The 24,050-nt window shown below is 65.7% G+C and carries 25 protein-coding genes; 9 read left to right on the forward strand and 16 right to left on the reverse strand.

The features are described from left to right. Positions 1 to 62: 62 nt before the first annotated feature. Positions 63 to 998 (forward strand): pseudouridine synthase, encoded by a 936-nt coding sequence (locus AC1C2N_RS09785; RefSeq protein ID WP_495433858.1) that lies wholly within the window; start codon positions 63 to 65, stop codon positions 996 to 998. A gap of 2 nt (positions 999 to 1,000) precedes the next feature. Here AC1C2N_RS09785 and AC1C2N_RS09790 read toward each other — a convergent pair whose 3' ends face one another. Continuing rightward, a complete protein-coding gene (locus AC1C2N_RS09790; RefSeq protein ID WP_495433859.1) occupies positions 1,001 to 1,765 on the reverse strand; it encodes an SDR family oxidoreductase in 765 nt (254 codons plus the stop codon). Positions 1,766 to 2,080: 315 nt separating this feature from the next. On the opposite strand from AC1C2N_RS09790, the gene AC1C2N_RS09795 reads away from it, so the two are divergent. Beyond that, positions 2,081 to 2,794, forward strand: a complete 714-nt coding sequence (locus AC1C2N_RS09795) for a M23 family metallopeptidase (protein ID WP_495433860.1) — start codon at positions 2,081 to 2,083, stop codon at positions 2,792 to 2,794. 10 nt (positions 2,795 to 2,804) lie between these two features. Here AC1C2N_RS09795 and AC1C2N_RS09800 read toward each other — a convergent pair whose 3' ends face one another. After that, positions 2,805 to 3,836, reverse strand: a complete 1,032-nt coding sequence (locus AC1C2N_RS09800) for a S66 family peptidase (RefSeq protein WP_495433861.1) — start codon at positions 3,834 to 3,836, stop codon at positions 2,805 to 2,807. 165 nt (positions 3,837 to 4,001) lie between these two features. Between AC1C2N_RS09800 and AC1C2N_RS09805 the strand changes: the two genes are divergently transcribed. Then, the gene (locus AC1C2N_RS09805) at positions 4,002 to 4,466 is read left to right on the forward strand and encodes a MarR family winged helix-turn-helix transcriptional regulator (protein ID WP_483403951.1); all 465 of its coding nucleotides are present in this window, start codon (positions 4,002 to 4,004) and stop codon (positions 4,464 to 4,466) included. A 2-nt stretch (positions 4,467 to 4,468) separates the two neighbouring features. Here the strand turns inward: AC1C2N_RS09805 and AC1C2N_RS09810 are convergent, their stop codons facing one another. The 6 genes from AC1C2N_RS09810 to AC1C2N_RS09835 all read right to left on the reverse strand — a co-directional run bounded on the left by AC1C2N_RS09810 (position 4,469) and on the right by AC1C2N_RS09835 (position 10,745). Continuing rightward, positions 4,469 to 5,302 (reverse strand): class II glutamine amidotransferase, encoded by an 834-nt coding sequence (locus AC1C2N_RS09810; protein WP_483403952.1) that lies wholly within the window; start codon positions 5,300 to 5,302, stop codon positions 4,469 to 4,471. Positions 5,303 to 5,358: 56 nt separating this feature from the next. Continuing rightward, positions 5,359 to 5,913: a hypothetical protein gene (locus AC1C2N_RS09815; protein ID WP_483403953.1), complete on the reverse strand. Its 555-nt coding sequence runs from the start codon at positions 5,911 to 5,913 to the stop codon at positions 5,359 to 5,361. A gap of 74 nt (positions 5,914 to 5,987) precedes the next feature. Continuing rightward, positions 5,988 to 7,058 carry an NYN domain-containing protein gene (locus tag AC1C2N_RS09820; protein ID WP_483403954.1) on the reverse strand — a complete coding sequence of 357 codons (1,071 nt, stop codon included), beginning with the start codon at positions 7,056 to 7,058 and terminating at the stop codon, positions 5,988 to 5,990. A 125-nt stretch (positions 7,059 to 7,183) separates the two neighbouring features. Next, entirely contained in the window at positions 7,184 to 7,942 is a 759-nt protein-coding gene (locus AC1C2N_RS09825; RefSeq protein ID WP_483403955.1) for a GH25 family lysozyme, read from the reverse strand. 28 nt (positions 7,943 to 7,970) lie between these two features. Beyond that, positions 7,971 to 8,801 (reverse strand): VOC family protein, encoded by an 831-nt coding sequence (locus AC1C2N_RS09830; RefSeq protein WP_495433862.1) that lies wholly within the window; start codon positions 8,799 to 8,801, stop codon positions 7,971 to 7,973. Positions 8,802 to 8,945: 144 nt separating this feature from the next. Continuing rightward, positions 8,946 to 10,745, reverse strand: coding sequence for a DEAD/DEAH box helicase (locus AC1C2N_RS09835; RefSeq protein ID WP_483403957.1), 1,800 nt, complete (start codon positions 10,743 to 10,745; stop codon positions 8,946 to 8,948). A 201-nt stretch (positions 10,746 to 10,946) separates the two neighbouring features. Between AC1C2N_RS09835 and AC1C2N_RS09840 the strand changes: the two genes are divergently transcribed. Further along, the gene (locus AC1C2N_RS09840; protein ID WP_495433863.1) at positions 10,947 to 11,510 is read left to right on the forward strand and encodes a nitroreductase/quinone reductase family protein; all 564 of its coding nucleotides are present in this window, start codon (positions 10,947 to 10,949) and stop codon (positions 11,508 to 11,510) included. On the opposite strand, the gene AC1C2N_RS09845 is transcribed toward AC1C2N_RS09840, so the two are convergent. Beyond that, a complete protein-coding gene (locus AC1C2N_RS09845; RefSeq protein ID WP_495433864.1) occupies positions 11,507 to 11,935 on the reverse strand; it encodes a YybH family protein in 429 nt (142 codons plus the stop codon). The two genes, AC1C2N_RS09840 and AC1C2N_RS09845, sit on opposite strands and share 4 nt — an antisense overlap. Positions 11,936 to 12,163: 228 nt before the next feature. Between AC1C2N_RS09845 and msrA the strand changes: the two genes are divergently transcribed. Beyond that, on the forward strand, positions 12,164 to 12,685 hold the full coding sequence (gene msrA, locus AC1C2N_RS09850; RefSeq protein ID WP_495433865.1) for a peptide-methionine (S)-S-oxide reductase MsrA: 522 nt from the start codon (positions 12,164 to 12,166) through the stop codon (positions 12,683 to 12,685). A gap of 64 nt (positions 12,686 to 12,749) precedes the next feature. Here the strand turns inward: msrA and AC1C2N_RS09855 are convergent, their stop codons facing one another. From AC1C2N_RS09855 to AC1C2N_RS09865, 3 genes are all read right to left on the reverse strand, one after another. Continuing rightward, positions 12,750 to 13,475: a DUF72 domain-containing protein gene (locus AC1C2N_RS09855; RefSeq protein WP_495433866.1), complete on the reverse strand. Its 726-nt coding sequence runs from the start codon at positions 13,473 to 13,475 to the stop codon at positions 12,750 to 12,752. Between the two features lie 140 nt (positions 13,476 to 13,615). Then, entirely contained in the window at positions 13,616 to 14,116 is a 501-nt protein-coding gene (locus AC1C2N_RS09860) for an SRPBCC family protein (RefSeq protein ID WP_495433867.1), read from the reverse strand. Then, complete coding sequence (locus AC1C2N_RS09865; RefSeq protein WP_483403963.1) at positions 14,113 to 14,463, reverse strand: ArsR/SmtB family transcription factor; 351 nt, start codon at positions 14,461 to 14,463, stop codon at positions 14,113 to 14,115. Before AC1C2N_RS09865 ends, AC1C2N_RS09860 begins: the two co-directional genes overlap by 4 nt. 363 nt (positions 14,464 to 14,826) lie before the next feature. Between AC1C2N_RS09865 and AC1C2N_RS09870 the strand changes: the two genes are divergently transcribed. Further along, on the forward strand, positions 14,827 to 16,890 hold the full coding sequence (locus tag AC1C2N_RS09870) for a DUF222 domain-containing protein (RefSeq protein WP_495433868.1): 2,064 nt from the start codon (positions 14,827 to 14,829) through the stop codon (positions 16,888 to 16,890). A gap of 204 nt (positions 16,891 to 17,094) precedes the next feature. On the opposite strand, the gene AC1C2N_RS09875 is transcribed toward AC1C2N_RS09870, so the two are convergent. Together AC1C2N_RS09875 and AC1C2N_RS09880 are read right to left on the reverse strand one after the other, a co-directional pair. Further along, a complete protein-coding gene (locus AC1C2N_RS09875; RefSeq protein WP_483403965.1) occupies positions 17,095 to 17,670 on the reverse strand; it encodes a TetR/AcrR family transcriptional regulator in 576 nt (191 codons plus the stop codon). A gap of 17 nt (positions 17,671 to 17,687) precedes the next feature. After that, a complete protein-coding gene (locus AC1C2N_RS09880) occupies positions 17,688 to 18,482 on the reverse strand; it encodes a ribonuclease H family protein (RefSeq protein ID WP_483403966.1) in 795 nt (264 codons plus the stop codon). Positions 18,483 to 18,685: 203 nt separating this feature from the next. On the opposite strand from AC1C2N_RS09880, the gene ligD reads away from it, so the two are divergent. Continuing rightward, positions 18,686 to 19,729, forward strand: coding sequence for a non-homologous end-joining DNA ligase (gene ligD / locus AC1C2N_RS09885; protein ID WP_483403967.1), 1,044 nt, complete (start codon positions 18,686 to 18,688; stop codon positions 19,727 to 19,729). Here the strand turns inward: ligD and AC1C2N_RS09890 are convergent. Further along, positions 19,726 to 20,778: an ATP-dependent DNA ligase gene (locus AC1C2N_RS09890; protein ID WP_483403968.1), complete on the reverse strand. Its 1,053-nt coding sequence runs from the start codon at positions 20,776 to 20,778 to the stop codon at positions 19,726 to 19,728. The two genes, ligD and AC1C2N_RS09890, sit on opposite strands and share 4 nt — an antisense overlap. A 129-nt stretch (positions 20,779 to 20,907) precedes the next feature. Between AC1C2N_RS09890 and AC1C2N_RS09895 the strand changes: the two genes are divergently transcribed. Next, positions 20,908 to 21,357 (forward strand): MSMEG_6728 family protein, encoded by a 450-nt coding sequence (locus AC1C2N_RS09895; protein WP_495433869.1) that lies wholly within the window; start codon positions 20,908 to 20,910, stop codon positions 21,355 to 21,357. Continuing rightward, positions 21,347 to 22,237 carry a DUF72 domain-containing protein gene (locus AC1C2N_RS09900; protein WP_495433870.1) on the forward strand — a complete coding sequence of 297 codons (891 nt, stop codon included), beginning with the start codon at positions 21,347 to 21,349 and terminating at the stop codon, positions 22,235 to 22,237. The genes AC1C2N_RS09895 and AC1C2N_RS09900 overlap by 11 nt, the downstream gene beginning before the upstream one ends. A 46-nt stretch (positions 22,238 to 22,283) precedes the next feature. On the opposite strand, the gene AC1C2N_RS09905 is transcribed toward AC1C2N_RS09900, so the two are convergent. Then, complete coding sequence (locus AC1C2N_RS09905) at positions 22,284 to 23,975, reverse strand: NAD(P)/FAD-dependent oxidoreductase (RefSeq protein ID WP_495433871.1); 1,692 nt, start codon at positions 23,973 to 23,975, stop codon at positions 22,284 to 22,286. Positions 23,976 to 24,050 lie beyond the last annotated feature (75 nt).

Genomic DNA, 24,050 nt, shown 5'->3' on the forward strand with positions numbered 1-24,050 from the left:
AACCCGTGGCTGGAGGTCAATCGTGTCAGGAAGCCACAGTGGATGACGGTTACCATCGGTGGATGCCCCCACGCTCACCACTCCCGCAGCGCCACGGGCTTGACCCGGCGTGGATGCGCACCGCCGACCTCGATCGGACGCAGCCTGACCCGTGGCCGACGATGGGCGCGTGGCTTGACGCGCGACTCTCCGAGTTCATCGACGTCGATGCGTTTCTCGCGGACGGGCGGTTTGTCTACGAGTCTGGAGCCGCGGTTTCCGGGAGCGATGGGTATCGCCCGCATACGTTCGTGTGGTTTCACCGGGATCTCCGGGAGGAAGCATCCGTACCGGGAGATCTCCACGTCGTTCACCGCGATGATCGGATCGTCGTCATCGACAAACCGCCGTTCCTCGCGACGATCCCGCGCGGCAGGCACGTACAGCAGAGCGTTGTCGTGCGGCTCCGCGCGGAACTCGGCCTGCCAGAACTGTCACCGCTGCACCGTCTGGACCGGGTGACATCCGGTCTGCTCATTCTCGCCACCGAGAAGCGCTGGCGGGCGGCGTATCAAACCATGTTCCAGCGCGGTGATGTCGGCAAGGTCTATCGCGCGCTCGCCCCCGTGCGGTCGGACCTGCACCTGCCCGCCGTGGTGACCAGCCACCTGATCAAACGCCGTGGCCACATGCAGGCGGAGACGGTCGCTGACCTGCCCGCGAACTCGGAGTCGCTGATCGAGCTCGAGACAGCACTCGACGACGACCGGGCCGTGTATCGCCTCACGCCCCGAACCGGCCGCACCCACCAGCTGCGGATGCACATGCTGAGCCTCGGGATCCCGATCAGCGGCGATCCGCTCTACCCGGTTGTTCGGGACGTGTCGGTGGACGACTTTGCGAACCCGCTGCAGTTGCTCGCGAGCGAGCTCAGTTTCACCGATCCGATCGACGGAGGGCCGCGGTCATTCGAGAGCGTGCGGGCTTTGCCGTTGCGGGGGGAGCGCGCGCCGGACTGAGCTCAGACCGAGAAGCCGCCGTCGGCCTTGATCAGCTGCCCGGATACCCAGCGTCCCTCTGGTGACGCAAGGAAGCTCACGACGCCGGCGATGTCATCCGGTGTGCCGAGTCGGCCGGTCGGTTGGCGCGCGATCGCCGACGCACGGATCTCGTCGTTCATCCAGCCGGTGTCGATGGGCCCTGGGTTGAGAACGTTCGACGAGATGCCGAGGCCGCCCAGTTCGCGGGCAGCGGCGATGACGATCCGGTCGAGCGCGCCCTTGCTGGCGCCGTACGGCATGTTCTCGACGACGTGGTCGCTGGTGAGAGCGATGATCGACCCGCCAGTTGGCGGGACCTGTTCCGCGAGGGCACGGATGAGGAGCCAGGCCGCGCGGGTGTTCACCGCGAAGTGGCGGTCGAAGCTCTCGATTGTCGTATCCAGGATGCCCGAATCCACCGACTCCGAGTGCGCGAGCACAAGGGTGGAAACAGGACCGAGCTCGGTGGCTGCCCGTTCGATCACGGAGGCGGCACCGCTGGGATGGGCGAGGTCCGCCTCGATCGGAAGCACTCGCCTGCCCGTCGCGCGGAGCTCATCCGCGATATCGGTCGGATCGGCCGGCGAGCCGCCCAGCGACATCCGCTGTTCGTATGGTGTCCAGTAGTTGAACGCGATATCGAATCCGTCGTGCGCCAGGCGGAGCGCGACCGCCCGGGCGATACCGTTTCTGCGCCCGACCCCGGTGATGCAGGCGATGCGGGGCTGGTTGGTCTGGTCTGACATGCTGCCAACGTATCGGAAGGTGAGCGGCTGCGCCGGATCGCCGAGCGCTGCACATCCATGCTCGCGCTGCACAAGCTTCTGTAGCGCGGGCATGGAACTGGAGCGCTGGATGCCGTCCCCACTGTTGTGCCGAAGCGCACACCGCAGCGGGGTCGCCGCTCGACCCGTAGTCGCGGTGGGGCGAGCGGTTGGGCCGGATCGCCGAGCGCTGCACATCCATGCTCGCGCTGCACAAGCTTCTGTAGCGCGGGCATGGAACTGGAGCGCTCGATGCCGAGGGGCGCTCGACCCCGGCTCCCGAACTAGACTGCAGCGATGATGGCAGCGCAGCCGGGCATCGACGCGGAGCCGATCACGCTCACGCTCCCTTTTGCCGGCCCGTGGCTGGTCCAGAACAGCCCGGCCAGGCGAGTACCGAGTCACGGGACCGACCTGCTCGGAGAGAGATACGCGATCGACTTTGTCGGGATCGACGCTCGCCGCCGCACCGCGGGGCGATCCGGCTGGAATGCTCTGATTGGCACCGAGCCACCTGAGGCATTCTTTTCCTTCGGCAGACCGATCCTCGCGCCGTGTGACGGCACAGTGGTTGCCCGTCACGACGGAGAGCCCGACCACGAGGCTCGCCGTTCGCCACTCACTCTCGTGCCGTACCTGCTCGGCCAGCGCGACAGGCTTCAGCAGGGAATCGCAGCGATCGCCGGCAACCACGTCATCCTCCGTCTCGATGACCGCGACGCGTATGTCGGCCTCGTGCACCTGAAGCGGCACTCGTTCCGGGTCGACGTCGGCGATCGGGTGTCCATGGGGCAGCAGCTCGCCGAGTGCGGAAACTCCGGTAACTCGACCCAGCCCCACGTGCACGTCCAGGCCATGGACAGCGCCGACCTGTCGGTCGCCCGCGGCATCCCCATCGTGTTTCGCGACTTCAGCGAGCAGATGCTGCGAACCCGGGGGTTTCGTTCGCGCGCCTTCGGGGTGCCGGGTGAGGAGTCGGTCGTCGAATCCACCGCGACACGGCAGGACTGACGGGCAGGCATCAGCCGATGCGCTGCTCCAGGTAGCTCTCGGCCTCGCTGTGCACGACCCCCGCGAGGGCGCCGTTCACCAGACTCATCTGGGGCGGGACGTGGCCGCACTCGATGTCGGCGACAATCGGTACGCCGAGCGAACCCAGGGCGTCAAGGACTGCCTCATCCTGGCTGAGCGAGTCCATGTCCGGTGCCGCCGTGCGACCGATGAGAATTGCGGATGCTCCGTCGAAGAATCCTGCAAAACGCATTCCGTGCAGGTTCCTGCAGATATCGAACGCGTTGTCCCCGGCGGCCTCGAGGTATACGAGGGTCGGCTCCTGCCCGGAGTCGCCGCGGAGAGATGCTGGCGAGCCGAACGGCGTGCCAACGACGTTCGCGAGCGTTTCGATACATCCGCCGATCAGCCGGCCGACGGCATCCACCGGTTCGATGCCGGCGTCGAGGCGGCGCCAGGTCCCGGTGCCCGTCCAGCGGTGCCTGGTCACGTCGGGCTGCGCAAACCAGTCGTCGTGGTCGTTCGCACGGTGCAAGTTCGCGGGGGACTGACGAATCACCGTTCCGCTTGGCGCCATCGCGATGTCGAGCCAGCTCGCGAGGGACTCGGGAAGCTCATACGGGGTGTCCATGAGGTTGGGGCCGTGGATCGTCGCCCAGCCCGAGAGAAGGGTGAGAGGAGTGAGGAGCGTCGACACGTCTGAATAACCCACGAACCAGGTCGGCTCCGCGGCGGCCAGCGCGTCGAAGTCGAGCAGGGGCAGCAGGTCGATCGCTGTTTCGCCGCCCCACGGCGGGATGACCGCGCGAATCGCTGGATTGAGCAGCATCCCCATCAGTTCTGTGGCGCGAGCGGATGCCGGTGCGCTGATATGCCCGGTCCCGTCCATGCACTCGCCGACCTCGACCCGAAAACCCCTGTCGCGAAGCCACTGGATCGCGAACTCCAGTCGCCCCCGTTCTCTCTCACCGACACCGCTCGACGGTGCCGTCACCCCGATGAGGTCGCCGGGCTGGAGAGGGGCGGGGAAGACAGGATGCATCGGGCCAGAATGTCATAGTTCGGTGGCGGGATGCCTGCGCTGGCGGCCGGCTCTCGCCGTTCGCGGGTGCTGCGTCCGGCGCTGCGGGGGAGTCGGAGAGAGCGCCCTCACGGTGCGTTGACGGCGCGCGCCAAAGAGTGGCGGCGGGCACCCTAGGCTGAAGCCATGGAAAACGCCCCAGCCGCAGCTGAAGCCACGACCCTCGACCCCCGTGAGCTCGCCGTTGCGCTCATGGACATCTCCGCCGATGTACGGCGGAAGTCGCACGAGGGCACCGGCGTTCCGGCGCTGTCCAATGGCGCTTTCGACATCGTGCGGGTCATCGAGAGCAATCCGGGAATCACCGTCGCCGATCTCGCCTCCCGGCTGGGTCGGCAGCTCAGCAACGTGAGCACCCAGCTGAAGGAACTCGTCGTCAGGGGCTTGATCATCCGCAAGCACAACCCCGCGGACAAACGGTACGTCGCGTTGTATCCGACCGAGGAATCGCTCGGGATCAAGACCCTCCTCGAGACGGCGTGGTCTGATGCCCTTGGCAACGCCGCATCACAACTCTCCGCCCAGGAACTCGAGCAGGTCCAGTCGAGCCTTCCCGCTCTTCGGCGCCTCGCCGAGATCCTCAGCAAGTAAAACTAACGCTCGGGTGTCGGCGCGAAATCGTGCACTACTGCCTCGCCACCCTGCACGGTGACACAGGACGACTCAGGGATTTCCTGCCACGCGCCGCGGAGGTCCCCGAAGGGCTCTGACACGATGAGCCGCGCATCGTCGGAGAGTTCGTGAAGCACAGGGTTGTCGGGGTACTGGTGGCGGAGAGTGGAAATCTCTGTGCTGTGAAACAGTGACCGCGACAACCTCTCACTGGAGTAACGAAACGCCCAGGTGGTGTCGCCGTCGGTCGTGGCCACGGTCATCTGAAGAGGAAACGGGATCCCGTGGCGCCGACCGGTCTCCTCGATGAGGCTGACCGCTCGGGCAACGGCCAGCCGCGGATTCTGTTCGAGGCCGAAGGTGAGAGCGAGGAAGAAGAACACCTCGGAGTCCGTCGACCCCTCGATCTCCGGATACAGCGACGGGTCAACAGTCATAACCAGGTCCCGCTTGACCGAGTGGAAGTTCGCGATCGAACCGTTGTGCATCCACAACCACTTGTCATGCCTGAACGGATGACAGTTCGTCTGCTGGATCGGTGTGCCCGTTGATGCGCGAACGTGCGCGAAAAAGCGACCGGTGGATGTCTGCGCTGACAGTTCCCGGAGGTTGCGGTCGTTCCACGCCGGCTCCATGCTGTGAACGATTCCGGGTGTGGCTCCTCGGCCGTACCAGCCGATGCCGAATCCATCACCGTTGACGGATTCGACGCCGAGCGTCGAGCGCTTACTTTGAATGATGAGTGAATTGGCCGGCTTGTAGAGCAGGTCTTCAAGCATCACCGGTGAACCGGAATACGCAAGCCAACGACACATGGGGTTCTCGCTCTCGTTTCGGCACCACTGGATCCGTCAAGCAGGCGGCCATTCTCTCACCGGCGTAGCGCCGTGAACCGGGCAAGAAGCCACCCACCTGGGACCAGCGCACACCCGATCGCGGGGAGCGCCGACACCAGCGGCAGCACAACCGAGAGAACATCTCTCTCGACGCCCGGGTTGTCCGGCACGAACTGGACGAAGTAGAGGTTCCGGTCGATGACCCCGATGAGGATCAACCCGAGGCCGAGGAGCACCGCGACACGCGGACTCAGCCTGGGTGGGAGGCGCAATTCGTCCGGTTCGACACCAGTGCCCGCTTCTGTGCCGGGCGACACTCGCTCGCGCGCTGGGACGACTCGCCCGACGATCGCGGCGACAAGGAACCCGGCGCCGAGCGATATGAAAAGGTTCAACAGTGCGATGAGCGACATCACGGGCCAGCTCACGGCGAGCTCCTGACCGCCCAGAGACGAGGCGGCCACCGCGACAGCCCACGAGCCATAAACGCCGCTGAGGATCAGGACGATGCCCAGCCAGAACGCCCGTCGTGGGTCGAGCCAGTCCGCGATGCCCCGGCGCGGCCGGTGGCGCATGGTTTCGGATGTCATGGCCCGAAGCTACTGGACGTCGGCGAACCGCGCCAGAGAGGCTGCGGGCCGTGCCGGAGCCCGCCCGCCCCTGCCTAGTTGTCCGCGAGCGCGGGCAGGAGTCGGACGAGCCTCGCCGTGTTCGACTCATCGATCTCGGCGATGGAGTCCCGTGACTTCACGAAATCGGAGAACGAACGGTACCCGAGGGCCTTCTCGCTGAACGACGGGTCCATGCGCTTCATCTGGGTCTTCACGTTTGAACTGTGCAGCCAGTCGGCGTCGTCCTTCTCGTGACCGAGCCGCAGGGCCCGCTCGAGAAGACCCGTTGCGACCTCCTGGGGGTCCGGCTCGTCCTCGGGCTCGTCCTCGACGATCGGGTCAGGGGAGGCGGCGCGTCTCGATGCGCGGCGCCGAGGCGGTGCCGCAGCAATGTCGGGGCCGGAGAAGACCAGAGCCGTCGCGGGAGCGGCGTCCTTCGCTGGTTCTTCCGCCACGGCATCCGTCGGCGTCTTTTTCGACCGTGACGGTCGTTTCTCTGGCGCAGCTGTTTCGGGCGCCTTCTTCTCCACGACCGGGGTCGCGGGGAGTGCCTTGATGCCGGGGAGCGCGTCATAGGTCGCGAACTCGTCACACGCGGCGGCGAGCGAGCGGCTTGTCGACCCGGCGACGCCGATGCCGACAACGTACCGGCCGAGGCGCTTGCAGCGCTGGGCGAGCGGGATGTAGTCCGAGTCACCGGCGACGATGATCACGTGCGTGAGGTCGGGAAGGCGGAACATGTCCTCGACCGTGTCCACGGCGAGGCGGATGTCTGCGCCATTTTTCGCGTATGCGGCCGCGGGGAACAGCTGGACGAGGTCGACAGCACGGTTGACCAGCTGGCCGCGGTAGTCGGCGTTGACCGGCGCTGACCAGTCCGCGTACGCGCGCGTCAGCACGAGGGTGCCGAAGGATGAGGCGAAGTCGATGATGGCGCCGACGTCGACGGTTGCCAGAGCGAGCTTCTCGGCCGCTTCGGGGTCGGCCTGCCGGTCTGCGGGGCTGAAACCGCGGGCACGATCGCGCATGAACTGGCCGCGGCCGTGCACCTGGTCGTACCGCGAGATCACTATGTTGTCGAAGTCGATATAGACGGCGACGCGAGAGTCGACGGGTTCAGGCATGGGGAAAAACTCTTCTCAATAAATCGGGGTGTGTAACCAGTCTGGACGCTGAGGGGGTGGCGCGCCAAAAGAGGGGGCAGGATGCGCCCGGGTCACCACCTCGAGGAGGGGGCGGATATGCGCTCTCAGTGGGTCAGAGCACGCAGCTCGTCCACGGTTCCATCGAAGACGTTCATGTCGATGAATTCCTCCTCACCGTCGTAGCCGGGCAGGCGGTCACGGTTGGAGTACTGCCAGAACGTCCAGTCCCGGTCGTCGGGGAGAGTCGGCTCTTCTGCGATCGACCTGATCCAGATCGGGTTGTCCTGGTAGGCGTCGACGAGATACCTGTCGTATGCCTTTTGCGTTGCGTAGATGATCGGTGGAGCGCCGTAGTGCGCCTCGAGTGCCGCGAGAAGCGGGTCGAGGATGCTCTTGACGTGGCTCCGGCTTGGTGGATTGTCGTAGAAGTCGCCATAGTATTCGAGATCGACGGTGACGGGGAGCGTTCCGGGTTCCACAGGCACCGTGTTGATGACGTTCTCCGCCTGAGTTTCACCCGCGCTCTCGAAGCTCATGAAGTGGTAGGCGCCGACGATGAGATCGGTGTCTCGTGCTCCCGCCCAGTTCGCGGCGAACTGGGAATCCTGCGACCCTGATCCCTCTGTTGATTTGATGATCGCGAAGTCGATGTCTTCGCTGCCGAGCACCGTCCAGTCGATGTCACCCTGGTAGACGGAGACATCGACCCCACGCGTCTCGTACCCGGCGGCGGCGACGCGGTTGGGCCAGATCACGCCGGTGGCGATCAGGGCTGCGACCACTGCGACGATGACGCCGACGGTTGCAGCGGCAAGGAGGACACGTCGTCGGCGGGTGGTGCGTGACGCTGATTTTGTGGGCACGGCCACAGTCTCACAGAAGGTCAGCGCGTCACGCGTCCGGCGGGCGGAACTCGCTCAGGGTCAGTTCACCCCCTTGCGGGTCACGGATAGTGGTGAGCGCGGCCCATTCGGACTCCCAGGTTCTCAACACCGTTGCACCGAGTTTCTCGGCAAGCTCAACGCTTTCGTCGCGGTTGTCCACCCTGAATGTCACCCGCCAGTGCGGGAGTTCAGAGTCGGATGCCGGCTGCAACGCGCCGATGACGTCGGCGAAGCCGTCGGGGACATCCGCCTGCCTGACGTAGATGTCGGGGTCTGCTGTCGAGGCAAGGTGGTTGCCATAACCCGGCACACTGATCATCGCGTCGAGCTCGGGGCCGAGGTCCGCGTATGTCCAACCGAATACGCCCGTGTAAAAGGCGGCTGCCGCGTCCGTGTCGGTTGTGCGGAGGTCGCTGAAATTCCAGGCGCCGGGAGTATTCACCACCTGGGCGCCCAGCCGCCGGTACGGCTGCCAGAGGCGGAACTCGGCGCCCTGCGGGTCGGCGCAGATAGCAGCGCGGCCACCGGGTCCTGCGTCGGCTGGGGCCGACAGCACAGTCCCACCGTTCGAGAGCACCGAGTCCGCTGTGGCGTCAGTATCCGTTACCGCGATGTAGGTGTTCCACACGGCGGTTCCCGAGCCGGTGCCGATGGCCGCAACGTCGTCGCCGTCGAGATGGGCGATCAGGTATTGCGCCGGCGCACCAGGAGGCATCGCGTTGGTGAAGGTCCACCCGAAAAGTTCGCCATAGAACACACTCGCCATCGTCGGGTCCTGCTGTTCTGTGTCGACCCAGCAGGGCACACCGTGCGGATAGGTTCGCGGAACTGTCGTCATCGGCTCTCCTTCGTCGCTGCGACTCGCTTCGCACGCGTCGCACGGGTCAGGCTAGTCCTCTTCCCCGAGCGCGAACAGGTTCACAAAAAACCGCCCTCCACTCGACGGGTCGAGTGGAGGGCGGTTTACGCACATCGTTCGCGATCAGCTTCGCGGCTTGCGCGTGTCCTTGTCTTCGCGCCGGGCGGATGCCGAGCGGTCGGGCCGGAGTTCGATCAGCTTGCCGCTGATCCGCGTGTCCTTGAGCTTCTCCAGCGTCTCGGGGGAGAGGTTCGCCGGCAGCTCAACGATCGAGAAGTCGGGGAGAATCTTGATCCCGCCGAAGTCCTCGCGGCTCAGTCCACCCTCGTTCGCGAGGGCACCGACGATCTGGCGCGGTTCGACCTTCTGGCGCTTGCCGACCTCGATCCGGTACGCGGAAAGCTGCTGGTCGCTGGATCGCGGACGGCGCTCGGGACGGTCGCCGCGGGCCGGGCGGTCGTTCCTGTCGTTTCCGCGGGCGGGGCGGTCATTACGGTCGCCCCGTGCGGCGCGGTCGTCGCGCTCCATCCGCTCGCGGTCCCTGCGCTGGTTGCGCTCGTCCTCTGCCGTCAGCAGGAGGGGCGTTTCGCCCTGTGCGACGACAGCGAGGGCAGCAGCGACATCGGCCTCGGGAACGTCGTGGTGCTCGACGTAGTGGTTGATGATGTCGCGGAAGGTCTCGATCCGCTCGCTGTTGCTCAGCGCCTCGGTGATGGCGTCATCGAACCGCGCGAGGCGGGTGACGTTGACGTCCTCGACGCTCGGCAGCTGCATCTGCGTCAGCGGCTGACGGGTCGCCTTCTCGATCGCGGTGAGCAGGCGGCGTTCACGCGGGGTGACGAAGCTGATTGCCGCGCCGGAACGGCCCGCGCGGCCGGTGCGGCCGATGCGGTGCACGTACGACTCGGTGTCGATCGGGATGTCGAAGTTGACCACGTGGCTGATGCGCTCGACGTCAAGACCGCGAGCCGCGACATCCGTTGCAACGAGAATGTCGAGCTTGCCCGACTTGAGCTGTTCGACGGTGCGCTCGCGCTGGGCCTGCTGAACGTCACCGTTGATCGCCGCTGCGGCGTACCCGCGGGCACGGAGCTTTTCGGCGAGCGTCTCGGTTTCGTTCTTGGTGCGGGTGAAGACGATCATGCCCTCGAAGTTCTCGACCTCGAGGATGCGGGTGAGCGCATCGACCTTCTGTGGGTAAGACACCATGAGGTACCGCTGCGTGGTGTTCGCTGAGGTCGTCGTCTTGTTCTTGACGGTGATCTCTTCGGGGTCGTGCAGGTACTTCTTGGAGATCCGTCGGATCTGGGCAGGCATGGTGGCGGAGAACAGTGCCACCTGCTTGTCTTCGGGGGTGTCGGCGAGGATCGTCTCGACGTCTTCGGCGAAGCCCATCTTGAGCATCTCGTCGGCCTCGTCGAGCACGAGGTACTTGAGCTGTGAGAGGTCGAGGGTGCCCTTTTCCAGGTGGTCCATGATGCGGCCGGGGGTACCGACGACGATGTGGACACCGCGGCGGAGTGCTGACAGCTGTACGCCGTAGCCCTGTCCGCCGTAGACCGGGAGAACGTGCACGCCGCGCATGCCACCGGCGTAGCTCTCGAATGCCTCACAGACCTGGAGCGCGAGCTCACGGGTCGGTGCGAGGACGAGCGCCTGCGGGGTTTTCTGCGTCATGTCGAGCCGGGAAAGGATCGGCAGGGCGAACGCTGCGGTCTTTCCCGTGCCCGTCTGCGCGAGGCCAACGACGTCGCGGCCCTCGAGGAGGACGGGGATGGTTGCTGCCTGAATAGCGGAGGGGGTTTCGTACCCGACTGCCTTGAGGCCTTTAAGGACTGAGTCGCTCAGTCCAAGATCGGAAAATGTGAGAGCTTCGCGGGCAGTTTCTGCCTCGCTCAGCGTCGTCGTGTCGGAAGACGTCATAGGTTCAACGGTAGCCCCTCTTTGGGGATGTGGTGTCAAGAGGCTATTGTGTGCGCCAGCGTCGGGGTCGCAAATGGGTCAAACTCGCACGTTTGCGCGAATTTTGCTGCCCGGGGTGCGTTGCACGGCTGAGCATCGGCTTCGTGACGATTGCGTGACAGCGCCGTCGCGGCATCCGCCCCACAGGGCCACAATAGGGAAATGCCTTCAGTGACCCAGGTCGTCCGCTCGGTTCTTGCCCCACTGACCCGCACTCGCGTGTTCCGGGCGGTCGGACCGCGGCTGCTGCCGCTCGGTGAACGGCTCCTCGCGCGGCTGACCGGAGGGCGGGTCCAGGTCAGCGGACTGCTCGTGCCGTCGCTGGTGCTGCACTCCGTCGGCGCCAGGAGCGGCGAAGAGCGACTGACGCCCCTCATGTACACGCCCGACGGTCGTGGCCGCGCGATCGTCGCCGGGACGAGTTTCGCTCGGGAACGGCATCCCGCGTGGACCTATAACCTCCTCGCACACCCGGATGCGGTCATCACGGTGAAGGGCCGGCGACTCGCTGTGCACGCGACGCTTCTTGAGAATGACGCGGACCGGGAGCAGGCGTGGCACCGGATCGAGCGTCAGTGGCCGGGTTACCGCAGCTACGAACGCGACTCCGGTCGGCGGGTTCGGCTGTTCGTCCTGCAGCCGGTGCGCGAGCTGACTCCGGATGCCGCCGGTCGCGACGGCGGGACATCGGCGGATGCTGCGGCGTCAGAGCGTCAGCCGGATTAGAGCGCGAAGATCGCCGAGTTCGACTCGGGATCGATGGGAAGCGATGAGTGCTCGTGGACGATCCGCCACGCGCCGTTCTGCCGCTGGAGCCCGACACTGAAGCGATTGGTCGTCGAGCGCAGCCGCTCGCCATCGGCGGAAGTCGCGGAAAAGGTCGCGTCTGCGTGGCCAAACGCGAGGTCATCGCCGACGAACGCCCTGAGGTCGGTGAACTCGACCTGGACCGATTCGTCGCCCAGCGAGCTGAACCACCCCATCGCCATCGCGCGCCATGCCTCTATGCCCAGATACTGCCATTGCGCCCAGGAGTCGAAGACGTGCACATCGTCGGCGTAGATGGCGGCGAACGCACTGACATCGCGGGCAGCTACCGCGGCGCGATACGCCTCGAGGACTGCGGTCACCGGGTTCGTGTTCTCGCTCATGTCTGACTCCCTTGTCGTCGCGTTGTTGTCGCCGTATCGTCGCGTTGCTGCGAATGCTAGCGGGGCCAACCGACGCCGGGCCAGGGGTCCGTGTGTGACGTGCGCCGCGACATCCGCCCGCCGCCGCGTTCGGAGACCCACGGCTGGTATTCAGGAACGAGGGAACACGAAGGGAGTCGCATGCGTTCTCCTTCTCCGGCAGACTGTTTTGAGACAAGGGAGCCACTTATGACGAACACAACACAGACCGCGATTCTCGCCGGCGGATGCTTCTGGGGCGCCCAGGAGCTGCTGCGCAAGCGTCCTGGAGTGATCTCCACCCGCGTTGGATACTCCGGCGGCGACACCCCCAATGCGACGTACCGCAACCACGGCACCCACGCCGAGGCGGTCGAGATCGTCTTCGACCCCGAGCAGATCTCGTACCGTGACCTGCTGGAGTTCTTCTTCCAGATCCACGACCCCTCCACCAAGAACCGCCAGGGGAACGACGTGGGCCTGAGCTACCGCTCGGCGATCTTCTACCTCGACGATGAGCAGAAGCGCGTGGCGCTCGACACGATCGCCGACGTTGACGCGTCAGGACTCTGGCCGGGACCGGTCGTGACCGAGGTCACCCCAGCAGGCGACTTCTGGGAGGCCGAGGAGGAGCACCAGGACTACTTGGAGAAGTACCCGAACGGCTACACCTGCCACTTCGTGCGCCCGGGGTGGAAGCTCCCGCACCGTGAGGCGGAGCGCGTCTCCTAGAGTCGCCTCCCGAAACGCCGTGGCCTCGAGCCGCGGCGTTTCGTCGTTAACGGGAGCGGGTGGCTCAGCCGACCATTGAGCGCAGGGTGATCGCGTTCCGAACCGCGTTGCCGCCGCCATCGTTGTTGAAGTAGACGTAGACATCCGTTCCGGCGTCGCGCCATTCGCGCAGCCGGTCGGCCCACCAGGCGAGGTCACGGTCGGAGTATGAGCCGCCATAGAGATGATCGTGGTCGGGGCCGTGCATGCGGACATAGGCGACGGATGCCGTTACCCGCAGCACGCAGGGAAGGCCTGCGCCGCTCATCACGCAGTACGCGGCGCCGTGGGACTCGAGCAGGCGGTACACGCCCTCGTCGTGCCAGCTGGGATGCCGAAACTCGACGGCGACGGTGATCCAGTCGGGGAGTCGGCCCAGGAAATAGTCGAGCCTCGCGTCGTCGCGCTCGAGCGACGGCGGCAACTGGACCAGGAGCACGGCGCGCTTGTCGCCGAGTTCGTGCCAGGCGTGGGTGATCCTGTCGATCCAGGGCTCGGGGGAGTAGAGCTTCTTGCCGTGGGTGAGTCCTCGCGGGGCTTTCACCGAGAGCCGGAAGCCCGGCGGAAGCCGGTTGCGCCAGCTCGCGAACGAGGCGTCGCGCGGCCAGCGGTAGAAGCTCGCGTTGAGCTCCACGGTGTCGAAGGTGCTCACGTAGTGCGCGAGGCGGTGCCAGCGGGGGAGTCCTGGCGGGTAGAGAACGCCGTCCCAGTGGTCGTAGCTCCAGCCGGAGGTGCCGATGTGAATGCCCATCCGACCTCGCTCTCGTCAGCGTCAACGCTAATCCATTGCCGCGCGTGGGTGGCGCCCGTGGTCGTGGTCGGTGCGGGAGTGCGAAGGTGGCGGCGGGATCGTCCCCACCGCCACCTGCGTCACGACTCAGCCGCCGCGCACTAGTGCGAAACGGCTGACTCCGCGAGGATCGCGTCGATCTGGCCGAGAGCCTCGGTCAGGCCCTCCAGCATCCCCATCTCGATCATCGCTTCGAGCTGTTCGGTGCTTCTGAAAGTGTTGAGCAGGGTCATCCTGGTACCGCCATCGACGGGTTCGAGGGTGACAACGACCGCGGCGACATCTTCAGCGTCGAGTGGGTCGCCGTTATCGTCGGCGAACCCGTCGACGAACTCAAGGCGATTTGGGGCATCCATTGTTATGAACTTCCACCAGCCGCGGGGTTTCGCTCCGTCCGGGGTGGTCATGTAGTAGCGCACTTCGCCCCCCGGCACGAACTCGAACCTCTCGAAGGTCGCGGGGACGGTGGGCGGCCCCCACCAGCGTTCGAGCTGCCGCGGGTCTTCCCAGACCTGCCAGACGCGCTCAACCGGCGCCGCGAACTCGGTGGTGAAGGTCAGGGTGAGGTTTTCGACATCCGTGTGTGAATTGACAAGAGTCACTTGTCGCTTCCTTTCTCAGGCTCGGAGAGTATCTCCCCGATGCGACTGGCACGGTCGTGCCAGATCTTTTCGTAGGCGTCGAGCAGCTGGGCTGCCCGGCGAAGCGCTTCGGTGTTTCCGTGCACGATCTGCTCCCGACCTCGACGCTCCTTGGTGACCAACATCGCGCGCTCGAGCACCGCTACATGTTTCTGGACCGCGGCGAAGCTCATGTCGTAGTGCGTCGCGAGGTCGGAGACCGACTGCTCGCGGCGCAGTGTGCGCGCAACGATGTCTCGGCGGGTCGTGTCTGCCAGTGCTTGGAAGATGCGGTCCACCGCGATGTCACTCAACTCATGTACAACCATTTGGTTGTAGGTTAGCAGGTCGGTTCGGGGTGCGCTAGGGGTTGGTGTGGGGAGTTTGGGGAGCGGATGGCTGGGGATCAATGTCTTCGACGTGCAGGGTGATCACTTGATTGCGACCTGACGCCGGTGGAACACTCATGGCTAATCTAGACAACAACTGGATTCCGAGTTACAGGCATCTTTGCGGTGGATAGATTAGTGCTTTTTCGCCCGTGATTCCGGGGGAGTTCGTGACAAGGGTTGCATTTCGCGTGGTGGAACCGGGTTCGGCTGGGAGTAATTCTCGGCCATTGAGCAAGAAAATTCTGGGAACTTATAGTCGAAACTACTTTCGAAACTGTGCTTGATGCGATATTATGAAGTATGGCAAAGGTGTCCGAGCAGATTCGAGAGGTCGCCCTTCGGGTGTGCGACCAGATCGCTCGGTATGAGGACGCCATCGAGGCGGTTGGTCGGGTGGCGGATGCCGCGGGGCCGGAGCCAGCGTCGGGCCCTGAACCTGCGTCGGGGTCTCTACAGGTTTCCGGCAGGGGAGGGTCTTCGTCTGCAGCGGTTTCGACCGGCATCGCCGAGTTCGGTGGTGCCGGTTCGTCGTTTAGGCGGCCGCGATTCGTGCCGGTGGAACCGGAGCCGGAGCCAGCGAGCCCTGGTGTCGGTGTAGGTGTAGGTGTAGGTGTCGGTGTTGGCCCTGGCGGCGGCGGCGGTGTTGCTGCTGGTACTGGCCTTAGTGCCGGTGCCGGTGCCGGTGCGGGTGTTGCAGATTCAGCCAGCGACGCGGGTCTGCCGTTGTCGATGGTGTTGGAGCGGGCGGCGAATGCCGAGCTGGAGGAGTTGCTGCGTAATGCGGCGCGGGCGAAGTCCGAGCTGGACGCGGTGATCGCGGCCGGCGCTGGTGTCGCGGCAAAACGGTCAGCGCGTGACCTCGGTTATTCCGGGTGGGCCCAGTCGGCCGGGGATCGCACCGCGGTGAACCTGGTGCAACGGTTGACCGGGTCGACCAAGTCGGAGGCGTTCCGTCAGGTGCGGCTCGGTGAGGCGATGGGTGAGGCGGATGCCGCCACCCACCCGACCGGGTTCGTAACCGGTGCCGGCGGTCCTGATGGTTCTGCTGGGCCGGGTGACGATGGTGCTGACGACCCGCTGGTCGATGTGGATGGCAACCTGTTGGTTGATCCCGACGCTGACCCGGACGCGGATGCGCGGGTGTCGGTGTTGCGTCCGGTGCCGGTGGTGCCGTGGCATGAACCGATCTCGCGGGCAGCGCGGGAGGGTGTGATCCGGTCCGAGGCGGTAACGATCATCATGCGCGGACTCGGGCAACCGAATGACCGGGTGGATGTGGAGATGTTGCGGGCGGCGGCGGTAGAAATCATCGCCGACGCTGCCGGGGTGAACGCTGACGAGTTGGGTGTGCGGGCGCGGCATGTGCGGGACCGGATTGATCCGGCCGGGGTGCAGTTGCGGTGGGATGAGCGGTACGCGAACCGGAAGTGGCGGTTCGGCCGTAACGAGGACGGCACGAAAACAGCGTATGTGGCCTTCGATGAGGAAGGCGCGGCGTGGGTGGAGTCCATCGTCGGGGCGGCGTTGCGACCGCGGCGGGGTGGCCCGCGGATGGTGGACCCGGTCGAAGCGGAACGCGCCGAGAAACTCCGGGTCGATGAGCGCAGTAACGACCAGATCGTGTACGACATCCTGATGGGCGCGATGCGGACCGGGGTGCAGGCCGACCCGACCACAACGTACGGGTCACGGCAACCCGGAATCCGGGTCGTGATGACCGAGGAAAACCTCGACAACCGTGCCACCGACAGTGAGGGCGCGGAACACCTGGTCGGCACCGGGTATCTCGAAGACAGCAAAGATGCAGTTCCGGGCAGTGTGATCGAGAAGCAGATCTGCATCTCCGGGATCTCCCCGATCCTGATGGACACCAGTGGCACGATCCTCGACGTCGGCCGGGAACAACGACTCCACACCCGCAAACAAAGGGTGGCGATGGCCGTCCGGGACGGTGGCTGCAGGATCGCAGGGTGTGAGTGTCCACCGTCGATGACCGAGGCGCACCACATCAACGAATGGGCCGCCCACGAAGGCTGCACCGATCTCGCCGATGGGATCCTGTTGTGTCCGTATCACCACACGTTGGTGCATACGTTTGGCTATCGGGTGGTTCGGATCGAGGGCGAGTACTACCTGATCCCACCACCGGGGGAAAATGGGGAGCGGATCCCGATCCGGATGCCGTCGAAGTCACCGTTGGAGAAGGAACGCCTCCGCCTGGCCGGGATCAAGGCCGCAACCGACGCAGCGGACGCCGCCGCACGAGCCGCAGCCGCCGGCGATAGGGAGGGCAGACCCACCGGGCGGGGCCCGGGGGAGAGCTCTGCCGCCGACCCACCCACACGACACGCCAGCACCGGATAGACGAGACACCGCCCCTCGAACCGCCGCGGTAGAAGCCGTTCATCCTCGTCGCTAAATCGTTCAAGCGACCTCGACCGCAGCCTTCGAGGGGAAGCGAGACCGCAGTCTTTTCGGGGAATGCGCGGCCGCAGCCTTGAGGTTCCGACCCTCCGGGTTCGATTTCGGGCCACAGGTGGCACGGCAGGCCAGCGCTTAGATCAACGTTCAGTGACCGACGCGGCCAAAGAGGAACGACGCCGAAACGCGGACAGCGTCATCGACAGTGGCACCCATCTCCTTCGGCAGGGCACCCTGCAACCAGAGAGTGGCAAACCCATGGACAAAGGCCCACGCACTCACGTTGGTGAGGATGGTGTCACCACCCCGGCGTTCCGGTGGCAACGAGGCAACACCACGGAACAGTGCCGATCTGCTTCGGTTCCGAGCCTTGACCAGGTCAGGATCATCGTTTCGCAACAGGTCGGGTCGGAACATGACCTCGAAGTAGGCCTCGTGATCAACGGCAAACCGTACATAAGCCACACTGAGCTCAACCAGGTCGGTCGCCGGTTCAACCCGCCCGAGGGCATCCGTCAACCGGGCGTAACCCTCGGTGGCCACCGCGGTGAAGAGGCCTTCCTTGTCACCGAAATGATGAGCCGGCGCCGCATGAGAGACCCCGATCTGGCGCGCGAGGTCGCGCAGGCTGACGGCAGCAGGGCCGTTCTCGCTGATGACCTCGACAGCCGCATCGATGACGGCCTGCCTCAGATCACCGTGGTGATACGGACGCTCAGTCACCCTGCTCTCCTGTCTGCTCAAATCAGGCCGCGAAGAAAGTCCTCGACACTGACACCTTTTTGGCGTGCGCGTTCCTGCAAACGGATGTTCTCGGCCGCGCTCAGCGACAACGTGACCGTGTGCCATCCGGTACCGCTGGCCTCGTCGTCGAGGTCAAAGAGACTCGGTTCGAGGTCAATCGGGGTGGACGGCTCGGCAGCGGGGGACTTCCGTGAGACCGGAGCGGCCGACGCTGGTGCGGAGGATGTGAGAGCTGCCGACTGCAGAGCTGAGGACTTCGGCGCGGCGGACCGGGATAGAGCGTCGCCCGCGGCGGACGCTGTGGTGTCCCCAACGGCTGCCGAACCCGCCCCGGGAAAACCGGGACCGGACGGAATCTCCTTGCCCCGCTGGAACGCCTCGGCGACGGCCCGGGCCCGGGCGTCGGCGGCTTCATTGAGCTCGTGACCGACGTGGCCGCGCACCCATTCAAATTTGTACTTACGCCCGGCGAGTGCCTCGTCGAGTTCCTTGAGCAGCTCGATGTTCAGAACAGGCTTGCCGTCGCTCTTGCGCCAGCCCTTCGCCTTCCAGCCGCGCATCCATTTCGTCACCGAGTTGATGACGTACTGGCTGTCGCACATGACGAGCAGATCGTCGTCGATGTGTGCGGTCGAACGGAACAACTCAAGAACGGCCTTCAGCTCGGCCTGGTTGTTCGTGGCGTGTTTCCAGCCACCAGCCCCCCAGCAGTCGTCGTCGACATACCAGGCCCAACCCGCGGGACCCGGGTTGCCCAGCGCCGAACCATCAGCGGAGGCGGTGATCGTCATTCTGCCCTTTCAGCCGCGACCGGTCGTCGCGGGACTGACCAATCGTACCGACGAGGAGCCGTTCGGCAGGGAGGTCAGCGGGGAGTCGAGACGCCGGCGGTGGCTGTTATCGCCAGTGTCACCGGCACGAACAGCAGACAGGCGTGGGGGACGCGCCCGGAGTCGGGGGTGACTCGACAGAGGCCCCCCAGTAGGTTTGTCGCATGGCATCCGACGCAGTCATCCTCCCCGTCGACGGACCGCACGGCACCCGCGACGTTCGCATCTCCAGCCCGGGCCGGGTGCTCTGGCCAGAACCCGGCATCACCAAACTCGACCTCGCGAAGTACCTGGTCGAGGTTGGACAGGCGTTCATCGCCGCCAACGGCGACCGCCCGGTGTCGCTCCAGCGGTTCCCAGGCGGAATCGACGGCGAACAGTTTTTCTCGAAGAACCCGCCCAAGGGTGCACCGGATTATGTGCGAGCCGTGACCGTCACCTACCCGAGCGGGCGATCACATCCTCAGGTCGTTCTCGACGAACCGGCGGCGGCGGTGTGGGCGGCCCAGATGAACACCGTCGTCTTTCACCCCTGGCCGTCTCTCGCCGGAAATTCGGACAACCCCGACCAGCTGCGCATCGACCTCGACCCGCAGCCGGGCACCGATTTCGACGATGCGATCCCCGCAGCGATCGAACTGCGCGCACTTCTCGCCGAGGCCGGATTGACGGCGTTCCTCAAGACCAGCGGCAACCGCGGCATCCACGTCTTCGCGCCCATCGAGCCCACCCATGAATTCCTCGAGGTGCGGCACGCGGTCATCGCCGCTGCCCGCGAACTCGAACGCCGGATGCCGGAGCAGGTCACCACGAACTGGTGGAAGGAAGAACGCGGCAAACGCATTTTCGTCGACTTCAACCAGGCCAATCGCGACCGAACGATGGCTGGTGCCTACAGTCCGCGGGCACTCGCGCATGCCCCGGTGTCCTGCCCGATCGAGTGGGAAGAACTCGAGAACGCCGACCCGAAAGCCTTCACCATCGAGACGGTGCCTGAGCGACTCCGCACGGTAGGCGACCCGTGGGCAGACATGGGCAATAAGCCCGGGACCGTCGACGTTCTCCTCGAATGGTGGGAGCGGGATGTCAAGAACGGACTCGGCGAACTGCCATTCCCCCCGGACTTCCCGAAAATGCCCGGCGAACCGCCGCGGGTTCAGCCGAGCCGGAAGAACTCCGCCAACTGGGACGACGAGAAGACCGACTAAACCAGCACGCCGTCGAGATCGTAGGCGATGGGCCGGTCCAGCTGGTCAAAGGTGCATGACGTCGCCTCGCGGTCAGGGCGCCACCTCGCGAACTGCACGGTGTGACGGAATCGCATCCCCTCCATCTGGTCGTACTGCACTTCGACGACGCGGCTGGGCTCAAGCGGCACAAACGACACATCCTTCGACCCCGAGAACCTGCTGCGCTCCGTTTCGGCCGCAACGATCTCGCCGTCGGCATCCCGTTTCACCAGCGGCGCGAGTTCGTCCACCAGTTCAAGGCGGCGGGCATTGGTGAAAGCGGATGCCCCGCCAACGTTCACGAGGACGCCATCACTGTTGTAGAGGCCGAGGAGCAGTGAACCCACCCCGTTGCCGCTCTTGTGCACCCGGTAACCGGTGAGAACGACATCGGCGGTGCGATGATGCTTGACCTTGAGCATCACCCGCTTTCCAGGTGCGTACGGCTGGAGGAGTGGCTTCGCGACAACTCCGTCGAGTCCAGCCCCCTCGAATTCGACGAGCCACTGGCGGGCAAGCTCCACGTCCGTCGTCGTCCTCGTGAGGTGGAGCGGGTGCGGGAGAGAACCGATGAGACCTTCGAGCCGCTCGCGTCGTTCGGAGAACGGGGTGTCGAGCAGCACGTCGCCGCCGCTCGACAGCAGGTCGAACGCCACGAACATTGCCGGCGTCGACTCCGCGAGGAGCGCAATCCTGCTCGCCGCGGGATGGATCCGGGCCGTTAACGCCTCCCAGTCGAGTTTTTGTGAGCCCTCCGCACCCTGTGGCACCACGATCTCACCGTCGAGCACGCAGGGTCCTGGCAGAAGCCGGCTGAAGGCATCCGTCAGTTCCGGGAAGTACCGCGTGAGCATTTTCGAGCCGCGACTGCCGATCTCGACGTTCTCGCCGTCGAAGTATACGATCGCGCGGAACCCGTCCCACTTGGGCTCGAAGCTCAACCCGCCGGGAACGCTGTCGGGTTCCGGCACGCTGCCGACGGCCTTGGCGAGCTGCGGGGAAACGGGGTCGAGCGGCGAAAGTTCCATGCGTCGATCCTGCCCGAGTCGGAACGATTCCGACAGGCTGTGCCCCGCAGCCTGGCACATGAGTGCGGTGGGAGGGCATTCGTCAACCCGTATCCTGCCGCTCGGCTTCTGGGTAGCGTCGGCGTCACCGTGCAGACCTTTCTCCCATACCCGTCATTCGCCGAGAGCGCTGCTGTGCTCGATCGCTCACGCCTCGGCAAGCAGCGCATCGAGGCGCTCCAGCTGCTGCGCGCGGTGACCATCCCCACCTACGGCTGGCGGCATCATCCCGCTGCCAAAATGTGGCGCGGCTATGTGCCAGCGCTCACCAAATACGCTCTCGATATGACGGATGCCTGGATCGCACGCGGTCACAGCGACACGGTACGCCCGCAGGTGCTGCCGTTCGCACCCGACGTCGAAGGGCTCAGCCAGGACGAGCTGGAGCTGCCGCCGTGGATCGGTGACGAGGTCTTCCACCTGAGCCATCAGTCGAACCTCGTCCGCAAGGATCCCGAGTTCTACGGTGAGGTGTTTCCCGGCGTGCCGGACAACCTGCCGTACGTGTGGCCGGGAGAGACGGTGCGCCGTGACGGTTGAGGAGCCCAGGGTCGCCGGGGTAGACGGCTCGGCTGACATCGGCGACGCACGGATCGGCATCTCCGGCTGGCGCTACGCACCGTGGCGTTCTGTCTTCTACCCCAAGGGACTCACTCAGAAACGCGAGCTGGAGTTTGTCTCCGGCCGAATGAACAGTGTCGAGATCAACGGTTCGTTCTACGCGCTGCAGACGCCGAAGAGCTACGCCCGCTGGGCGGAGGAAGTGCCGGAGGACTTCGTCTTCTCGGTCAAGGGCGGACGGTACATCAGCCACATCCTCCGGCTGCGGAATGCGGAAAAAGCGCTGCCGAACTTTTTCGCATCCGGCGTCCTCGCGCTTGGGCCCAAGCTCGGGCCCGTGCTGTGGCAGCTGCCGCCGAACCTGGCTTACGACCGGGAGACCGTTGGTGCGTTCCTCGCCACACTCCCGCGGACGACGACGGCCGCCGTCGAGTTCGCCCGAGGCCACGACGATCGGATGGAGGGCAGGTCCTGGCTCAAAACGGATGCCGAGCGTCCTCTCCGCCACGCCGTAGAGATTCGTCACCCCACGTTCGACTGCGACGACTTCGTCGATCTCGCGCGGGACCAGGACGTCGCTGTGGTGGTGTCAGACAGCGCGGGCCGGTTTCCCCAGCTGTTCGAGGTGACGAGTGACTTCATGTACGTACGACTGCACGGCGCTGAGGAGTTGTACGTCAGCGGCTACCCCGAGGACTTGCTGCAGACCTGGGCTCGGCGTATCCACGGCTGGCGCACCGGCTCAACGACCGACGGCAGGGCGCGAGACGTCTACGTGTACTGCGACAACGACGCGAAGGTGCGCGCACCGTTCGATGCCATCCGTCTGGCCGAAATCGTCGCCGAGCTGGCGGGCTGAGCGGCACTGCGTTTGCCGCTGCCCGCGGATACGCCTCGCCGCGCATTCAGCGGGTTGCATGTTCGGCGAGGAAGGCGTGCACCGACCCGACGACGACGGAGCCCTCGCCGACGGCGGATGCGACCCGTTTGGCCGACCCGCGGCGAACATCACCGATCGCGAAGAAACCGGGCACGCTCGACTCGAGGGGCCCCGGCGGGCGGTCACGCGACCACGCCCTGCGTCCCCCCTCTGCGACCATGTCGCCGCCGGTGAACACGTAGCCCCACTGATCGCGCAGGACCCGGTCGTCGACCCAGTCGGTGTGTGGCGCAGCACCGATGGTGATGAACAGTGCGCTCGCCGGGACCGTCACCTCGTCGCCCGTGGTCCTGTGCCGCAACACAATTTCCTCGAGCCCGTCGTCAGTGCCGTGTCCGCCAACCACCCGCTGTTCGGTGAGGATGGCGACCCCGGCGGCCGCGAGCTGTTCGATGAGGTAGCTCGACATGCTCGCGGCGAGGTTCGGGCCCCTGACGACGAGGGAAACGGATGCCGCATACCTCGCGAGGTGCAGCGCGGCCTGGCCCGCTGAGTTGCCGCCGCCGACGACGAGGACGTTGCGTCCGGTCTGAGCCTTTGCCTCGACCGCCGTCGCGCCGTAGAACACCGAGGTGCCCACGAACGTGTCGAGACCCGGCACGGCGAGCCTGCGATACGAAACCCCGGTCGCGAGGATCACCGAACGGGCCCTGACCTCGTCCTCGCCGTCGATGGCAAGCCGGAAGCCGTCATCGAGCGACATCCCCGACACACTCCTCGTGTGCGCGAACCGGGCGCCGAATGCCCAGGCCTGCTGGTAGGCGCGGTCGGAGAGATCCAGCCCCGATACCCCGCTCGCGAAGCCGAGGTAGTTGCGGATGAGGGAGCTGGAGCCGGCCTGGCCGCCGACCGACTCCCGTTCCAGCACGAGCGTGTCAAGTCCCTCAGACGCCGCGTACACGGCAGCGGCGAGGCCTCCCGGTCCGGCTCCGACGATCGCCACGTCCACGGTTGTGCCCGAATCCACCGACGTAGTCAGGCCGAAGGCGTCCGCGAGCTGGGTATTGCTCGGGTCGGCGAGGACGCCGGCGCCCGGCACCTCCACGACGGGACGGCGAGTGTCGTGTCCCCGCGCGAGGACCGTCGAATCGTGGGCAGAACCGGGGCTGCTGACGCGGTTACTGATGCCAGCCCTCGACAAGTACCTGGTTATCTCGTGCACCCGCGGGGAAGACAGCGGGCCGATGATGACGGCATCCGGTGCCTGGTCGTCGGCCGCCCGCGTCGCTGCGTGAAGGAGCTCGGTGATCGCCCGGTGGAAATACTCATCGGGGGAGCGGCGAGGGAGAACGATGTAGGAGTCGGCCTGGGTGGAGGCGAAGGCCTCGAGAACCACCCGCGCGGTGTCCTGGTTCCCCCACGAGCCCCACTTGATCACCAGGCCGCGACGCACCTCCGGAAACAGCCGGCGGGCGAAGCGGAAGACCGAGCCGTCATGCTGGTGATCCGTAAGGTCGTCCGACAGCACCAGCGCGACGCGGGATCCGACCGCCGCGGTTTCCCGGAGGTGAGCAAACGTCCCCTGGACATCATCGGGAGACACGACCTCGTAATCCGCGGAATATCGGCGGGTCAGCTCATCGACGACGCGGTCGCGCGCTGGCGCTGAGGCCAGCGACACCAGAATCCGCGGTCGCCTGGACCTTTCGGTAGTCATCGGGCACCTCCACCTCGGGGTACCGGGCGGTACCCGCGGTTTTAAGGCGAGAGTGTACTCGTCGTGCGTGGCGGA

The organism is Mycetocola sp. Y791, assembly GCF_059445325.1.

Excerpts from the sequence above, each read along its gene's own strand:
- AC1C2N_RS09835 (WP_483403957.1), bottom strand. The coding sequence starts at position 10,745 with ATGACGTCTTCCGACACGACGACGCTGAGCGAGGCAGAAACTGCCCGC.
- msrA (WP_495433865.1), top strand. The coding sequence starts at position 12,164 with ATGACGAACACAACACAGACCGCGATTCTCGCCGGCGGATGCTTCTGG.
- AC1C2N_RS09815 (WP_483403953.1), bottom strand. The coding sequence starts at position 5,913 with ATGACATCCGAAACCATGCGCCACCGGCCGCGCCGGGGCATCGCGGAC.
- AC1C2N_RS09865 (WP_483403963.1), bottom strand. The coding sequence starts at position 14,463 with ATGGTTGTACATGAGTTGAGTGACATCGCGGTGGACCGCATCTTCCAA.
- AC1C2N_RS09785 (WP_495433858.1), top strand. The coding sequence starts at position 63 with ATGCCCCCACGCTCACCACTCCCGCAGCGCCACGGGCTTGACCCGGCG.
- AC1C2N_RS09845 (WP_495433864.1), bottom strand. The coding sequence starts at position 11,935 with ATGAGCGAGAACACGAACCCGGTGACCGCAGTCCTCGAGGCGTATCGC.
- AC1C2N_RS09810 (WP_483403952.1), bottom strand. The coding sequence starts at position 5,302 with ATGTGTCGTTGGCTTGCGTATTCCGGTTCACCGGTGATGCTTGAAGAC.
- AC1C2N_RS09800 (WP_495433861.1), bottom strand. The coding sequence starts at position 3,836 with ATGCATCCTGTCTTCCCCGCCCCTCTCCAGCCCGGCGACCTCATCGGG.
- AC1C2N_RS09855 (WP_495433866.1), bottom strand. The coding sequence starts at position 13,475 with ATGGGCATTCACATCGGCACCTCCGGCTGGAGCTACGACCACTGGGAC.
- AC1C2N_RS09840 (WP_495433863.1), top strand. The coding sequence starts at position 10,947 with ATGCCTTCAGTGACCCAGGTCGTCCGCTCGGTTCTTGCCCCACTGACC.
- AC1C2N_RS09870 (WP_495433868.1), top strand. The coding sequence starts at position 14,827 with ATGGCAAAGGTGTCCGAGCAGATTCGAGAGGTCGCCCTTCGGGTGTGC.
- AC1C2N_RS09795 (WP_495433860.1), top strand. The coding sequence starts at position 2,081 with ATGATGGCAGCGCAGCCGGGCATCGACGCGGAGCCGATCACGCTCACG.
- AC1C2N_RS09905 (WP_495433871.1), bottom strand. The coding sequence starts at position 23,975 with ATGACTACCGAAAGGTCCAGGCGACCGCGGATTCTGGTGTCGCTGGCC.
- AC1C2N_RS09890 (WP_483403968.1), bottom strand. The coding sequence starts at position 20,778 with ATGGAACTTTCGCCGCTCGACCCCGTTTCCCCGCAGCTCGCCAAGGCC.
- AC1C2N_RS09805 (WP_483403951.1), top strand. The coding sequence starts at position 4,002 with ATGGAAAACGCCCCAGCCGCAGCTGAAGCCACGACCCTCGACCCCCGT.
- ligD (WP_483403967.1), top strand. The coding sequence starts at position 18,686 with ATGGCATCCGACGCAGTCATCCTCCCCGTCGACGGACCGCACGGCACC.
- AC1C2N_RS09880 (WP_483403966.1), bottom strand. The coding sequence starts at position 18,482 with ATGACGATCACCGCCTCCGCTGATGGTTCGGCGCTGGGCAACCCGGGT.
- AC1C2N_RS09790 (WP_495433859.1), bottom strand. The coding sequence starts at position 1,765 with ATGTCAGACCAGACCAACCAGCCCCGCATCGCCTGCATCACCGGGGTC.
- AC1C2N_RS09830 (WP_495433862.1), bottom strand. The coding sequence starts at position 8,801 with ATGACGACAGTTCCGCGAACCTATCCGCACGGTGTGCCCTGCTGGGTC.
- AC1C2N_RS09820 (WP_483403954.1), bottom strand. The coding sequence starts at position 7,058 with ATGCCTGAACCCGTCGACTCTCGCGTCGCCGTCTATATCGACTTCGAC.